This is a genomic window from Acidimangrovimonas sediminis, from assembly GCF_002871005.1.
GTDB classification, from domain to species: Bacteria; Pseudomonadota; Alphaproteobacteria; order Rhodobacterales; family Rhodobacteraceae; genus Acidimangrovimonas; species Acidimangrovimonas sediminis.
In genome coordinates, this window is sequence record NZ_PHSN01000006.1 from 205,964 (window position 1) to 218,638 (window position 12,675).

Sequence of the window (12,675 nt, forward strand, 5' to 3'; positions counted from 1 at the left end):
TGATCACCGCGATCCGGGCACCGCGTGACGGGTGGCGGGCATCGGGCAGGCGACCGCGGCGCGCGAATCCGCATTGACGTTTCCGTGAAAAGGATCACCTTCGGTCGGCTGACAGGAGCCCCGCCATGACATCGACATCCCCCGCCGCGCCGCCCGCGCCGATCTTCACGCCCGTGCTGGTCGCGGGCAGCCTCGTCCTGATGCTGGGCTTCGCGATCCGGGCCTCGTTCGGCCTGTTCCAGATCCCGATCGCCGAGGGCTTCGGCTGGGCGCGCAGCGACTTTTCGATGGCCATCGCGATCCAGAACCTCGCCTGGGGCATCGGTCAGCCGATCTTCGGTGCCATTGCCGAGCGGTTCGGCGACCGCAAGGCGGTGATCCTGGGGGCGCTGGCCTATGCGCTGGGGCTGGTCCTGTCGGCCTTTGCGGTCACACCGGGGCAGCACTGGGGGCTCGAGGTGCTGGTGGGCTTCGGCATCGCGGGCACAGGCTTTGGCGTGATCCTCGCCATTGTCGGCCGCGCGGCGGCGCCCGAGCACCGCAGCCTGACGCTGGGCATCGCCACCGCCGCCGGATCGGCGGGGCAGGTGGTCGGCCCGCCGGTGGCCGAGGCGCTGCTGGCGCATTACGCTTGGCCCAGCGTCTTCATGATCTTCGCCGCGATCGTGCTGTGCAGCCTCTTCGCGCTGCCGTTCCTGCGGACGCCGCAGGCCGCGACGTCAACGGCCGTGGCGGACGAGCCCCTCGGCCCGGTCCTGGCCCGTGCCCTTCGTGACCCGACCTTCATCATGATCTTCCTCGGCTTCTTCGCCTGTGGCTACCAGCTTGCCTTCATCACCGCGCATTTCCCCGCGCTGGTGACCGAGATGTGCGGCACCCCCGCGCCGAACGGGCCGCTGGCGGCGATCGGCATCTCGACCACCTCGGCGCTGGGGGCGCTGTCGCTTGCGGTGATCGGGATGGCGAACGTCGTGGGCACCGTCACCGCCGGATGGTTGGGCCAGCGCTATTCGCGCAAGTACCTGCTGTCGGGGATCTACCTTCTGCGCACGCTGATCTCGGCCGCCTTCATCCTGACCCCTATCACCCCGGCGACCGTTCTGCTGTTCTCGTTCTCCATGGGTGGGCTGTGGCTGGCGACGGTTCCTCTGACCTCGGGCCTCGTCGCGCAGATCTACGGGCTGCGCTACATGGGGACGCTGTACGGCATCGTCTTCCTGTCGCACCAGATCGGCGGCTTCCTCGGCGTCTGGCTGGGCGGGGTGATGTACGACCTGAACGGCACCTACGGCACGGTCTGGTGGATCGGCGTGGGCGTCGGGGCCTTCAGCGCGATCATCCACCTGCCGGTGCGCGAGACGCCGCCGGACCTGCGCATTCCCGCCTGAGGCGCCAGATCACGCCTCGGCGTCGGCCAGGAAATCGGACAGGGCGGACATCACCTCGCGCGGGTGGGTCCAGGGCAGGCTGTGGCCGGCGCCCGACAACGTCACCTGCCGGGTGCGGCGGTTGAGCTGGGTCAGCCGGCCGAGCGCCGCGAGTGGGATCAGCGCATCCTCCTCGCCCCAGATCGCGAGGACAGGAAGGGTCGTGCGGAACAGCTGGCGGTGATCGTCGTCGCGCGGTTCGCCGAGGATTCCGCGCTGCGACGAGAGCACGGCAGGCAGCGTGCCGCGCCATGACATCTCGTCCCTTTGCCGCGCGGCCATGTCGGGGACCGAGGGCGGCGCGGCCAGTGTCGTGTCGATGCCGCGCCGATGCACGATGCCTCCAAAGACCCGCATCAGCCAATCGCCCAGAACCGGAATGCGCTGGCAGGCCTCGAGGAAGGGGCTCAACCGGTGGCCCATCCCGACCGGGGCAAGCAGGACGAGGCGGTCAACCGCCTCGGGGTAGCGCGCGGCATAGGCGGTGGCGATCGCCCCGCCCATGGAATAGCCCATCAGGGTGACGTGACTGGCGATCTTCTGATCCTCCAGCAGCTCGTGCAACTGGCGCAGGAAGAAGGCGCTGTCCTGCGCGCCCTTCGGCCGGTCGGACAGGCCGCGGCCGAAAAGATCGTAGGTCAGGACGCGGAAGCCCTTGAGCGCCAGCGTCTCGGCCAGCGGGGTCCAGACGTAGGAGGGCGTCGTCAGCCCGTGGACGCAGACGACGACGGGCCCGCGCGAGGGCCCGCGCCATTCGTGATAGGTCAGGCCCCCGGTCAGATCGGCGAAGTCGCCGGTGGCGTTGCGCCGGGCCTTCGCATCGACCGGTCTGCGACGGGCCTCGGCCCAGAACGGCAGGGCGACGACGATCAGGACCGCGATGCCGAGGGCCAGCCAGGTCATTTGTTGCGGACGCTGTCCAGGATGTAGCGCGCGGTCATCAGGTCGAGATGGGCGCCGCCGCCGTTCTTGGCGATGGTGATCTCGTCAGGGTCGGTGCGGGTGAACTTGCCCGTGCCGATATCGTAGAAATCCGCGATCACGTCGTCATGGGCGATCGCCTCGGAGGCCAGCGGGATCTTCAACTCGCCGATATGGCCCAGTGTCGTCTCGCGGCTGTCGACGAAGATGCGGGCGCGCTGCAGCGCGGTGTCGTCGACCTCGCGCATGTCGTGGGTGAAGGCGCCGATCAGGTCGAGGTGGGTGCCCGGCCGCAACCACTTGCCCATCACCACGGGCTGCTTCGACATGGTGCAGGTCGCCACGATGTCGGCGCCGCGCACGGCCTGTTCCAGGTTCGAAGTGGTGGTGATGCCCACGACCTCCTCCGCCAGCCGGGCGGCGGCCGACATGGTGCGGTTCCAGACGATGATCTGGGCGTTCGGGAAGACGCTGCGATAGGCGAAGATCATGGATTTCGCGACATGGCCCGCACCGACGATCACGATCACCCGGCTGTCGGGCCGGGCCAGAAGGCGGGCGGACAGCAGGCTGTCTGCGGCGGTCTTCCATTTCGTCAGCAGGTGGAAATCGACGATCGCGTCGAGGGTGCCGTCGCTGTCGGAAAACAGCGTGGCGGCACCGTTGACCGACGGCGTGCCCGAGGTCTTGTTGCCAGGAAAGACCGTGGCGGATTTCACCAGAACGCCCATCCCCTCGATCCAGGCCGCGCGCGACAGAAGCGTGTCGGGCCCGCGGTCGAGGAAGGTGTCGGTGATGCTGGCGCGCGGCAGGGCGTGGCCTGCGCGCAGCGCCTCGGTCAGGGCGATCCAGTCGAGCTTGCTCTCGGCCTCGGGTCCGATGATGCGGGATTTCATGTCTGTCGCGTCTCCTCTTGGGTCAGCAGCCCCTCGCGAACCAGCCTGTCGGCAAGCCCCTGTGGCCCCTGGAAATGATGGGTCTGCCAACCGCGAGCCCGGGCGGCGGCGATGTTGTCGGCACGATCGTCGGTGAACAGAAGCCCGCCCGGCGCGATCCCGCAATCCGCCTCGACACGGGCGTAGATCTCGGCATCGGGCTTGGCCATCTTCATCTGCCCCGAGATGTAGCGCCGGTCGAATTCGGTCAGGAAAACATAATGGCGTTCGGTCAGCGCGAAATTCTCCACACCGAAATTTGAAAGCGCGAAGACCGGCACGCCCCTGCGCCGCAAGGCCCGGAGCAGCGCGACCGAGCCGGGGATCTCTGGCCCGGCCAGTTCGAGCCAGCGATCATGCCAGAGGTGGATGAGATCGGCATGGTCGGGGTGGGCGGCGGCGGTTTCCCGAACGGCCGTTTTGAAACTCTCGCCCCGATCGGCGCGATCGTTCATGCCGTGCAGGTCGACCTCGGCGAACATCCTTTCGCGGCGGTCCTTTCCGAATTCCCGGTCGTAAAAGCGTTCCGGCTGCCATTCGATCAGCACGTTGCCGATATCGAAGATCACGGCCTCCACATTCATCTGGATGCCTCCCGGATGGTCCGTTCCAGCGCGTCGAGAAAGCGCGAGCGATCGGCCTTGGAAAACGGCCGGCCGCCGCCCTGGCGGAACGGGTCGGCGGCGCGCAGGTCGGCCATCAGATCGCGCGTTGCCAGCGCGTTGCCCACGTTGGCCGAGGTTAGCGCCTCTCCGTTCGTCTTGACCACACGGGCGCCCGCCTCGACGCAGCGGGCGGCCAGAGGGATGTCATTGGTCACCACAACATCGCCCGGCCCGCAGCGCTCCGCGATCCACATGTCGGCGGCATCGGGACCCTCGGGCACATAGATCATCTGCACCAGCGGGTTCTGCGACGGGCGCAGGCCGCCGTTCGACACGAAGAGGATCGGCAGCTTGTGGCGCGTCGCTACGCGCTCGGCTTCGGCCTTCACCGGGCAGGCGTCGGCATCGACATAGACCGCCATCAGCCGTAGAGCGCCTCGGCATGAAAGGCCATGTGGTCCTCCATGAAGGTCGAGACGAAGAAGTAGCTGTGGTCATAGCCCTTCTGCATGCGAAAGCTTGCCTGCTGGCGCCGGGTGGCGATCGCGCCCGCCAGCGCCTCGGGTTTCAGCAGGTCGAGGAACTGGTCCGACGCGCCCTGGTCGATCAGCATCGGCCCGTCGAAGCCCCGCTCGTGCATCAGAAGGGTGGCGTCATGCGCGGCCCAGGCGGCCTCGTCCTTCCCCAGGTAGGCGGCCAGCTGCTTGCGCCCCCAGTCCGAGGCGGTGGGGTTGGCGATCGGCGCGAAGGCCGAGACCGAGGCATAGCGGCCCGGATAGGTCATCGCCAGCGTCAGTGCTCCGTGCCCGCCCATGGAATGGCCGGTGATCGCCTGGCGCTCTTCTTCGAGGTTGAAGTTCGCGAACAGCAGGCGGGGCAGGTCCTCGGCCACGTAATCCCACATCCGGAAATGCGGCGCCCAGGGGGCCTGCGTCGCGTTGACATAGAAACCGGCGCCCTGGCCCAGGTCATAGGCGCTGTCGTCCGCCACGTCTTCGCCGCGGGGCGAGGTGTCGGGAAAGACGACGGCAATGCCTGTCGCCGCAGCCCAGGCCTGTGCGCCGGCCTTGGTCATCGCGTTCTCATGCGTGCAGGTCAGACCCGAGAGATACCACAGCAGCGGCACCGGACCGTCCTCGGCCTCGGGCGGCAGGAACAGGCCGAAAGTCATGTCGCAGCCGGTGGCGTCGGAGGCATGGGTATAGACCCCTTGCACGCCGCCGAAACAGCGGTTTTCCGAGATCGTCTTCATCGGGCCTCCCTAGAGCTGCTCGACCCAGGCGATGACGAAGGGGACCGTCAGGATCGAGACGACAGTGGAAATCAGGATCGAGGCCGACACGCGGTGCGGCGCGACCTGGTAGTGTTGCGCCAGCATATAGACATTGCCCGCGACGGGAAGGGAGGCCGAGGCGATCATCACCGCGGCCGCGGCGGGTTCGACGTGGTAGATCAGCAACGCCGCGATGGCGACAGCCGAGGGGTGCAGCACCAGCTTGCAGAACGAAAGCCAGCCCGCCACCTGCAGCCGCTCGGCCGATTTCGAGGCCAGCGAGGCACCGATGGCGAACAGCGCGCCGGGGGTGGCGGCGGCCCCCAGGAGCCCCATGAAATCGTTGAGCGGCGCCGGCACCGGCGCGCGGCTGGCCGACCACAGAAGACCCGCGACCATCGACACGATCATCGGGTTCGCCAACAGGCCGCGCCCCATGACCTTGAGGATCTGCAGGGTGATCCGCCCCGAGCGCGCTGCATTGATCAGCAAGGTGAAGAGCGAGGAGAAGACGATCAGGTCGATCGACAGGCACAGCAGGATCGGCCCCGCCGCCCGCGGCCCCATGATCGCGGTCAGCATCGGCACACCGAGGAAGCCCGTGTTGCCGATGATCGCGCATTGCGCCTCGATCGCCGCCTCGGCCATGGTCAGCCGCCGGAATACCGCGACCAGGGTGGCCAGCAGGTAGACGGCGACGCAACCGGTCAGGTAGGCCAGCGCGAAGCGGGTCGAGTAGATCTGTTCCAGCGACAGGTTCGACGCAAAGCGGAACAGCATCGCCGAGAGCGGGAAGAAGAAGACGAACTTGGTGAGGTAGGCGGTCGCTTCTTCGGTGAAGAAGCGCGTGCGCCCGGCCCAGTAGCCCAGCCCGATGATCGCAAAGAAGGGCAGGGTGCGGATCAGAATGTCGATCATCGCGCCGAACCTGTCCCTTCGCCCCGGAAATGCCTCTTGGTCGCCGGCAGAAAGTTCATGCCTTGCGGGGAGATGCAAGCCCCAGGGTCAGGAAACCTGCCCTTTTTGCGCCGCCCGGAGGCAGGGTGCCGCGGTCAGCCGCCGCCGATCAGCACCCCGGTCGCGAAGACCAGCGCGCCGCCCACGACGACCTGCAGCGCGGCCCGGAAGAACGGCGTTTCCATGAACTTGTTCTGGATCCACGCGATCGCCCAGAGCTCGATCACCACGACGACCATCGCGACGAGGGTGGCGGTCCAGAAATCCGGGATAAGGTAGGGCAGGGCGTGGCCGAGGCCGCCGAGAGCCGTCATCACCCCCGAGGCGATGCCGCGTTTCAGCGGGCTGCCGCGGCCCGACAATTCGCCGTCGTCGCCCACCGATTCCGCAAACCCCATCGAGATGCCTGCACCCACCGCCGAAGCGAGGCCAACCAGCAGGGTCTGGTGCGGATCGTGCGTGGCGAAGGCGGCGGCGAAGACCGGCGCGAGGGTCGAGACCGAGCCGTCCATCAACCCTGCAACGCCCGGCTGCACCCATGTCAGGATGAACTGGCGCCGCGCGGCGCGGTCCTCGACGCCCTTGGCGTCGTCGTCGAGGTTGTCGGCCTTCAGCTGCTCGGCCAGCTCGCCGTGGTGTGATTCGGCGGCGGCGAGGTCTCCCAGAAGTTTCCGCGTCGCGGCATCGCTGGTTTGCGCGGCGGCCTTGCGATAGAAGGCTTCGGCCTGCCGTTCCATCGCCTCGGCCTCATCGCGGATCCGCGCGAGTCCGAGGTTCTCGATCAGCCAGACCGGGCGGCGGGCGTAGAAACCGGCGACATGTTCGCGCCGGATCAACGGGATGGCATTGCCGAAGCGGGACTGGTGCAGGTCGATCAGCCGACGGCGGTGATCGTCCTCTTCCTTGGCCATTCCTTCAAAAATGGCCGCCGAAGCGGGGAATTCGCCGTGCAAACGGTCGGCGTACAGGCGATAAATCCGGCCATCGTCCTCTTCCGACGAGATCGCAAGCGCAAGGATCTCCTGTTCGGTGAGGTCGGAGAAGCGGCGGCGGCCAGAGTTGAAACCGAGGAGCATCGACCCCATCCTTATTTAGAACAATTCAAAACTAGCAGCTTGGCCGGGCAATGCAAGTCGCCGCGGTGCGGCGTCACGAAGGCGTGTGTAACGATGCTTGCCTCAAGTGAACTCCGCGGTTTAACTTCCTCGGCAAGGTCTCGCCGGGATCAAAGGTCGAAGGAGACGGGATGAACGTCGCAAGCAAGATCAAGCGTGGCCGGAAGTTCGATCAGGTGCTTGCCGGCGCCCGCGTCATCTTTCTACGCGATGGGTTCGAGGGCGCCAGCGTCGATGACATCGCGCGCGAGGCGGGCGTGTCTAAGGCCACGCTCTACAGCTACTTTCCCGACAAGCGCCTGCTGTTCATGGAGGTCGCCAAGGCCGAATGCCGCAGGCAAGCGGAAAGCGCGGCGGAGTTCGACGACGAGGGGGCCTCGCCTCGCAAGGTGCTGACCATCGCCGGGCGGAGGATCGGCGACCTCGCGATGTCGGACATGGGCCGCGGCGTGTTCCGCATCTGCCTTGCCGAGGCCGACCGCTTTCCCGAGATCGGGCGCGAATTCTACGAATCCGGCCCGCTTCTGGTGCGCAACCGGCTGTGCGACTACCTGCAGCGCGCGATGGACCGCGGCCAGCTGGAGATCGAGGACGTGCCGCTGGCGGCGGAACAATTCTCGGAGCTGTGCAAGGCCGACATCCAGGTCCGGCGCCTGTTCAAGCAGGACGAGACCTGTTCGGCCCAGAAGCGCAACAAGATCGTGAAAAGCGCCGTCGACATGTTCCTCGCACGCTACGCGACGGAAGAAACCAAGATCGCCGACGCCGCCGAGACGGCCTGACCCGTTTGCCCCGCCTCAGGCGAGGTCGCGCACTTCCCAGTGGTTGCCACTGGCCTTGCGGATCTCGAACCGGCCGGTCTTGCGGATCAGGTCAGACAGCTTTGCGCTGCCGTAGCTGCGGGTGTCGAAATCCGGCTGGGCCTGCGAGATGAACTGCCCGATCTGGCCGAGCGAGACCCAGTCCTCATCCTCGCCGATTGCCCGCATCGCCTCGACGATCAGCGGGATCGCGTCCTTGGCCGGGGCCTTGTCGCGGGCGGGCTGGGCCGGCGCGCGTTCTGGTGCGGCGGGGTCGGCGGGGGCTTCCTCGGCGTCGATGTTCTCGATGTAGATGAAGCGGTTGCAGACGTTGCGAAAGGCCGAGGGCGTCTTCTGCTCGCCGATGCCGTAGACGTCGATCCCCTGTTCGCGGATCCGCGCGGCAAGGCGGGTGAAGTCGCTGTCCGACGACACCAGCACGAAGCCGTCGAAGAGACCCGAGTGCAGGTAATCCATTGCCGAGATCACAAGGCCGATGTCCGAGGCGTTCTTGCCCTTGGTGTTCGACGATTGCTGGTCGGGAACAAGGCCCATGGCGCTGGCCTTGTCGTGCCACTTGCGCAGCCGGTCCGCCGTCCAGTCGCCGTAGACCCGGCGGACGGAGGCCTCGCCCAGGCGCGCGATCTCGCGAAAGATCGACTCGGCGTGGCGCACCGGCACGTTGTCTGCGTCGATCAGAACGCAAAGACGCGGGGCGCGGGCGGCTTGCTGGGGGCGGCTTTCGGTCATGGGAACTCCCTTTTACAGGGTCTTGTACATGACGAGGGCGTCGACGTAACCCAGTTCGGGGTGATGGAAGGCGCCGGGAAGCCGGCCGACGACGCGAAAATCGTAATGCTGCCAGATCGCGACCGCTCGGGTATTGGTCGAGACGACGAAGTTGAACTGCATCGCCCGAAAGCCGCGCGCGCGGGCGCGCCGCAGCGAATGTTCGAGCATGGCGCGGGCCACGCCCTTGCCGCGGGCGCCGGGCGCGGTGACAAAGCCGCAATTCGCGACGTGGTCGCCGCCGCCCTTGCCGTTGGCGCACAGGAAGTAGGTTCCGAGGGCGGTGCCGTCCTCCTCGGCGATCAGCACCTCGTGCCCGGGTTCAAGCCAGTAGGCCAGCGCCGCATCGCGGTCGATATCGCGGGGGATCGCGTAGGTGTCGCCGGCCCGGAAGACGGGTTCCAGCATGGACCAGAGGTTGTCGTGATCGTCGGGGGTGGCTGTGCGCAATGTCGGCATGGCGAGGGTTCCGGCTCAGTAGGACGCGTGGGGAAAGGCCATGGCAGGGTGATACATAGCGCGCGTGCCGGGGGAAAGGGCTTGCGAAGGTACAATTCGACGTGACACCGGCGGGTTGCGCGGTTCACGCCCCCCGCGCTAGGACTTATGCCTTGGGAAACGGGCCGGATACGGCCGCAATGGCAGGCCGATTTCGTGTTCAAATCCTTCTTTCCGCACCCCCGGATCTTCTTTCCGAGCGTCCTCATCTGGACGGTGATCGCCGTGATCGGCTGGTACACCTTCGGCGAGGACATGGGCGGCGCCTTCGGCATGGGCCCCCCGGCCCCGGGGACGCCGCCGGTGATCGGGCTTGGCTATTTCGTCACGCCGAACTTCCTGTGGTTCTACATCTACTGCTTCGTCTTCGTCGCGGTCTTCACCGCGGCCTGGATGATCTTCTCGCCGCATCCCTGGCAGTGGTGGTCGATCCCGGGCACCGCGCTTCTGATCTTCTCGGATTACTTCAGCGTCCAGGCGACGGTGAATATCAACAACTGGCAGCGGCCGTTCTTCGATGCGATCCAGAACGCGCTGGACGGCAAGCCGTGGCACGGCGCAAAGGTGACGGAGGGCGATCTTTACGGCCTGCTGCTGACCTGGTTCCAGATCGCCGCGGTCTGGATGATCGTCTATATCGCGACCCGGTTTTTCACCAGTCACTACGTCTTCCGCTGGCGCACCGCGATGAACGATTACTACATGTCGCACTGGCCCCATGCCCGGCGGATCGAGGGCGCCTCGCAGCGGGTGCAGGAAGATACCGCCCGTTTCGCCGCGATCGTCGAGGATCTGGGGATCTCGATGGTGGACAGCGTGATCACGCTGTTCGCCTTCCTGCCGGTGCTGGCGGGGCTGAGCCATTACGTGACCGAGCTTCCGATCATCGGCCACGTGCCCGATGCCCTCCTGCTGACGGCGCTGTTCTGGTCGCTGTTCGGCACGGTGCTTCTGGCGGTGGCGGGGATCAAGCTGCCGGGGCTTGCCTTCAACAATCAGCTGACCGAGGCGGCCTACCGCAAGGAGCTGGTCTATGGCGAGGATGACGAGGCCCGGGCGCATCCGCTTACGGTGAGCGAGCTGTTCGGCCAGGTGCGGCAATCGTACTTCCGCTACTTCTTCCACTTCGCCTATTTCAATGTGTTCCGCGGCTTCTACATCCAGGCCGATAACGTGTTCGCCAACATCATGCTGATCCCGACCATCGTGGCGGGCAAGATCAGCTTCGGCATCATGCAGCAGGTGCTGACCGCCTTCGGGCAGGTGACGGGGTCGTTCCAGTACCTTGTCGGGTCGTGGACCACGATCATCGAGCTTCTGTCGATCCACAAGCGCCTTCGCGGATTCGAGAAGACCTTCCCCGAGGATCCGAACGCCCCGCCGCCGGAAGAGGTGGTGCGGTAGCGCCGACAAGCCTTGGCCCGGCAAGCCTTGGCCCGATATGCGCCGGCGCGTGGCGGCCAACCCCAGACCGCGCCGACCCTCCCCCACCCTGATCCGCCGACCCTTCCCCACCCTGATCAACGGGGCCGGAACAGTCGCCGCCACCTTTTCCAAATGAAAACGCCCGCGGGTCGTGAAACCCGCGGGTGCCGTCTTTCGCAGCCGGAATGGCTTATTTCAGCTCATCCATCGACGAGATGATCTTGCCGCAGAGGCCGTAGTCGATCGCGCCCTGCGCCGTCAGCCAGAAGTCGCGCTGGGTGTCCTGCGCGATCTTCTCCGGCGTCTGGCCGGTCGCCTCGGCGAAGAGCTTGTCGAACCGCTCGCGCATGATGCGGATCTGCTCGGCCTGGATCTGCATGTCGCTGACCTTGCCGCCGATCCCGCCCGAGGGCTGGTGCAGCAGGAAGCGCGTGTTGGGCAGGCAGTAGCGGTCTTCCTTTTCCGCCCCGACGAAGATCAGCGCGCCGGCAGATGCCACCCAGCCCGAGCCGATGGTGCGGACCTTGGGGCGGATGAACTTGATCATGTCATGCACCATGTCGCCCGATTCGACGTGACCGCCGGGGGAAGAGATGTACATGTTGATCGGGTCGTCGCCATCCTCGGCCAGCGCCAGAAGCTGGGTGGTGACGCGGCTGGCAAGCTTGTCGTTGATCTCGCCCGCGACGATGACGCTGCGGCTCTTGAAGAAGAGCTGGTCGATCTGCGGGCCCTTCGGTTTCTCGTTGTCGTCCTTCTCGTCGGACTTGTCGGCCATCGGGGCGATCCTTCTGCAACTGGTCTGGCGGATACCCTAGCGTGTGGCGGGGCGGTGTCCAGTGGGCGGGGCTGCGAGCTTGGGGCGGGAGGGGGGCGGGAGCGGGGGGCGCTGCCCCCCTGCACCCCCCGGGATATTTGAGAGCAGAAAGAAGGGGAGGGGTTGCGGGGGAATGGCGATCCGCCGAAGGTGGCGGCGCGGATCGAGAAGGAGCGTACGATGCGGCTTGGGATTGCGGGGCTGGGTCTGGGTTTGGGACTGGTGGCGATGCTGGCGGGGTGCGGCGGCGGCGGGCCCGTCGACATGAGCGATCCGGCCGGGACCAAGGTCGCCTCGGGGCCGGTCGCGCCGGCGATGTGCGGGGCGGACCGGATGGGGGGCGTCATCGGCAAGAAGGTGGCGATCGTGCAGGCGATGTCGCTGCCGTCGCCTGCGCGAATCTACCAGGCGGGCTCGCCCATCACGCAGGATTTCAACGCGCATCGGCTGAACATCGAGTTCGACGCCAACCGGGTGATCACGCGCGCCTATTGCGGCTGAGCGATCACTGGGGCGCCACCGCGCCAAGCCCGCCAAGGACGAGGTCGGCCACCAGGTCGGCATAATCGTCCCGCCCGATCCCGTGGCCCGGGCGGTGCCACATGTAGAACCAGTTGAGCATGCCGAAGACGCTCATCGTCAGGGGGCGCAGCTGCGGGGTCCCGGCAAGCGCCGGGTTCGCGGCCGAGAGCGTATCCGACATCACCGTAACCAGCCGGCGCTGCATCTCGATCAGCGGGGCCTGGCGGTCGGGCGGCAGGGTCTCCAGCGCGTCGATCTGCAGCTTGTGTTCCGCATCCGCGTCGCGGTAGGCGCCGAGGATGGCGTGGGTCAGGGCGTAAAGCCGCGCCTCGGGGCGGGCGGCGGCGGTGTCGGCAAGCGCTGCTTCGACCACCTCGGTCAGGTCGGAGAGATGCGCCTCGAGGATCTCGAAGAGCAGCGCCTCCTTGCTGTCGTGGTAGTGGTAGATCAGCGCCTTGGACACGCCGCAGGCCGAGGCCGCGCCCGCCATCGAGGCGCGATCGTAACCGTGCGCCGCGAAATAGGCGGCGGCGCCCTTGCGGATCGCCGCGCGCTTCTCGTCGTGATCGCGTCCGAGACCCCGCGCCATGC

The 12,675-nt window shown here is 66.8% G+C and carries 15 protein-coding genes; 4 read left to right on the forward strand and 11 right to left on the reverse strand.

Features of this window, described 5'->3' with window-relative positions; translation table 11 throughout:
• Positions 1 to 125: 125 nt before the first annotated feature.
• Positions 126 to 1,388, forward strand: a complete 1,263-nt coding sequence (locus CVV76_RS07365; protein WP_102223987.1) for an MFS transporter — start codon at positions 126 to 128, stop codon at positions 1,386 to 1,388.
• 9 nt (positions 1,389 to 1,397) lie between these two features.
• Here CVV76_RS07365 and CVV76_RS07370 read toward each other — a convergent pair whose 3' ends face one another.
• The 7 genes from CVV76_RS07370 to mbfA all read right to left on the reverse strand — a co-directional run bounded on the left by CVV76_RS07370 (position 1,398) and on the right by mbfA (position 7,194).
• On the reverse strand, positions 1,398 to 2,330 hold the full coding sequence (locus tag CVV76_RS07370) for an alpha/beta fold hydrolase (protein WP_102223988.1): 933 nt from the start codon (positions 2,328 to 2,330) through the stop codon (positions 1,398 to 1,400).
• Positions 2,327 to 3,244, reverse strand: coding sequence for an ornithine cyclodeaminase family protein (locus CVV76_RS07375; protein ID WP_102223989.1), 918 nt, complete (start codon positions 3,242 to 3,244; stop codon positions 2,327 to 2,329). The genes CVV76_RS07370 and CVV76_RS07375 overlap by 4 nt, the downstream gene beginning before the upstream one ends.
• Positions 3,241 to 3,867, reverse strand: a complete 627-nt coding sequence (locus tag CVV76_RS07380) for an HAD family hydrolase (RefSeq protein WP_102223990.1) — start codon at positions 3,865 to 3,867, stop codon at positions 3,241 to 3,243. Before CVV76_RS07380 ends, CVV76_RS07375 begins: the two co-directional genes overlap by 4 nt.
• Complete coding sequence (locus CVV76_RS07385) at positions 3,864 to 4,310, reverse strand: YaiI/YqxD family protein (RefSeq protein ID WP_102223991.1); 447 nt, start codon at positions 4,308 to 4,310, stop codon at positions 3,864 to 3,866. Before CVV76_RS07385 ends, CVV76_RS07380 begins: the two co-directional genes overlap by 4 nt.
• Positions 4,310 to 5,140 (reverse strand): S-formylglutathione hydrolase, encoded by an 831-nt coding sequence (fghA, locus tag CVV76_RS07390; protein WP_102223992.1) that lies wholly within the window; start codon positions 5,138 to 5,140, stop codon positions 4,310 to 4,312. The genes CVV76_RS07385 and fghA overlap by 1 nt, the downstream gene beginning before the upstream one ends.
• A gap of 9 nt (positions 5,141 to 5,149) precedes the next feature.
• A complete protein-coding gene (locus tag CVV76_RS07395; protein WP_102223993.1) occupies positions 5,150 to 6,079 on the reverse strand; it encodes an AEC family transporter in 930 nt (309 codons plus the stop codon).
• Positions 6,080 to 6,213: 134 nt separating this feature from the next.
• Entirely contained in the window at positions 6,214 to 7,194 is a 981-nt protein-coding gene (gene mbfA, locus CVV76_RS07400) for an iron exporter MbfA (RefSeq protein ID WP_102223994.1), read from the reverse strand.
• Between the two features lie 170 nt (positions 7,195 to 7,364).
• On the opposite strand from mbfA, the gene CVV76_RS07405 reads away from it, so the two are divergent.
• Positions 7,365 to 8,015 carry a TetR/AcrR family transcriptional regulator gene (locus tag CVV76_RS07405; RefSeq protein ID WP_102223995.1) on the forward strand — a complete coding sequence of 217 codons (651 nt, stop codon included), beginning with the start codon at positions 7,365 to 7,367 and terminating at the stop codon, positions 8,013 to 8,015.
• A 15-nt stretch (positions 8,016 to 8,030) separates the two neighbouring features.
• Here the strand turns inward: CVV76_RS07405 and CVV76_RS07410 are convergent, their stop codons facing one another.
• Both CVV76_RS07410 and CVV76_RS07415 read right to left on the reverse strand, forming a co-directional pair.
• Positions 8,031 to 8,783: an NYN domain-containing protein gene (locus CVV76_RS07410; RefSeq protein ID WP_102223996.1), complete on the reverse strand. Its 753-nt coding sequence runs from the start codon at positions 8,781 to 8,783 to the stop codon at positions 8,031 to 8,033.
• Positions 8,784 to 8,795: 12 nt separating this feature from the next.
• On the reverse strand, positions 8,796 to 9,281 hold the full coding sequence (locus CVV76_RS07415) for a GNAT family N-acetyltransferase (protein WP_102223997.1): 486 nt from the start codon (positions 9,279 to 9,281) through the stop codon (positions 8,796 to 8,798).
• Between the two features lie 195 nt (positions 9,282 to 9,476).
• Between CVV76_RS07415 and sbmA the strand changes: the two genes are divergently transcribed.
• Positions 9,477 to 10,724, forward strand: a complete 1,248-nt coding sequence (sbmA, locus tag CVV76_RS07420) for a peptide antibiotic transporter SbmA (RefSeq protein WP_233192759.1) — start codon at positions 9,477 to 9,479, stop codon at positions 10,722 to 10,724.
• Positions 10,725 to 10,935: 211 nt separating this feature from the next.
• Here the strand turns inward: sbmA and CVV76_RS07425 are convergent, their stop codons facing one another.
• The gene (locus CVV76_RS07425) at positions 10,936 to 11,523 is read right to left on the reverse strand and encodes an ATP-dependent Clp protease proteolytic subunit (protein ID WP_102223998.1); all 588 of its coding nucleotides are present in this window, start codon (positions 11,521 to 11,523) and stop codon (positions 10,936 to 10,938) included.
• A 219-nt stretch (positions 11,524 to 11,742) separates the two neighbouring features.
• Here CVV76_RS07425 and CVV76_RS07430 point away from each other — a divergent pair, with 219 nt between their 5' ends.
• Positions 11,743 to 12,063 (forward strand): I78 family peptidase inhibitor, encoded by a 321-nt coding sequence (locus CVV76_RS07430; RefSeq protein ID WP_146010262.1) that lies wholly within the window; start codon positions 11,743 to 11,745, stop codon positions 12,061 to 12,063.
• A 4-nt stretch (positions 12,064 to 12,067) separates the two neighbouring features.
• Here CVV76_RS07430 and CVV76_RS07435 read toward each other — a convergent pair whose 3' ends face one another.
• On the reverse strand, positions 12,068 to 12,673 hold the full coding sequence (locus CVV76_RS07435; RefSeq protein WP_102224000.1) for a TetR/AcrR family transcriptional regulator: 606 nt from the start codon (positions 12,671 to 12,673) through the stop codon (positions 12,068 to 12,070).
• Between the last annotated feature and the right edge of the window lie 2 nt (positions 12,674 to 12,675).

Coding starts and splice junctions, on each gene's coding strand:
- CVV76_RS07365 (WP_102223987.1), top strand. CDS start 126: ATGACATCGACATCCCCCGCCGCGCCGCCCGCGCCGATCTTCACGCCC.
- CVV76_RS07370 (WP_102223988.1), bottom strand. CDS start 2,330: ATGACCTGGCTGGCCCTCGGCATCGCGGTCCTGATCGTCGTCGCCCTG.
- CVV76_RS07375 (WP_102223989.1), bottom strand. CDS start 3,244: ATGAAATCCCGCATCATCGGACCCGAGGCCGAGAGCAAGCTCGACTGG.
- CVV76_RS07380 (WP_102223990.1), bottom strand. CDS start 3,867: ATGAATGTGGAGGCCGTGATCTTCGATATCGGCAACGTGCTGATCGAA.
- CVV76_RS07385 (WP_102223991.1), bottom strand. CDS start 4,310: ATGGCGGTCTATGTCGATGCCGACGCCTGCCCGGTGAAGGCCGAAGCC.
- fghA (WP_102223992.1), bottom strand. CDS start 5,140: ATGAAGACGATCTCGGAAAACCGCTGTTTCGGCGGCGTGCAAGGGGTC.
- CVV76_RS07395 (WP_102223993.1), bottom strand. CDS start 6,079: ATGATCGACATTCTGATCCGCACCCTGCCCTTCTTTGCGATCATCGGG.
- mbfA (WP_102223994.1), bottom strand. CDS start 7,194: ATGCTCCTCGGTTTCAACTCTGGCCGCCGCCGCTTCTCCGACCTCACC.
- CVV76_RS07405 (WP_102223995.1), top strand. CDS start 7,365: ATGAACGTCGCAAGCAAGATCAAGCGTGGCCGGAAGTTCGATCAGGTG.
- CVV76_RS07410 (WP_102223996.1), bottom strand. CDS start 8,783: ATGACCGAAAGCCGCCCCCAGCAAGCCGCCCGCGCCCCGCGTCTTTGC.
- CVV76_RS07415 (WP_102223997.1), bottom strand. CDS start 9,281: ATGCCGACATTGCGCACAGCCACCCCCGACGATCACGACAACCTCTGG.
- CVV76_RS07425 (WP_102223998.1), bottom strand. CDS start 11,523: ATGGCCGACAAGTCCGACGAGAAGGACGACAACGAGAAACCGAAGGGC.
- CVV76_RS07430 (WP_146010262.1), top strand. CDS start 11,743: ATGCGGCTTGGGATTGCGGGGCTGGGTCTGGGTTTGGGACTGGTGGCG.
- CVV76_RS07435 (WP_102224000.1), bottom strand. CDS start 12,673: ATGGCGCGGGGTCTCGGACGCGATCACGACGAGAAGCGCGCGGCGATC.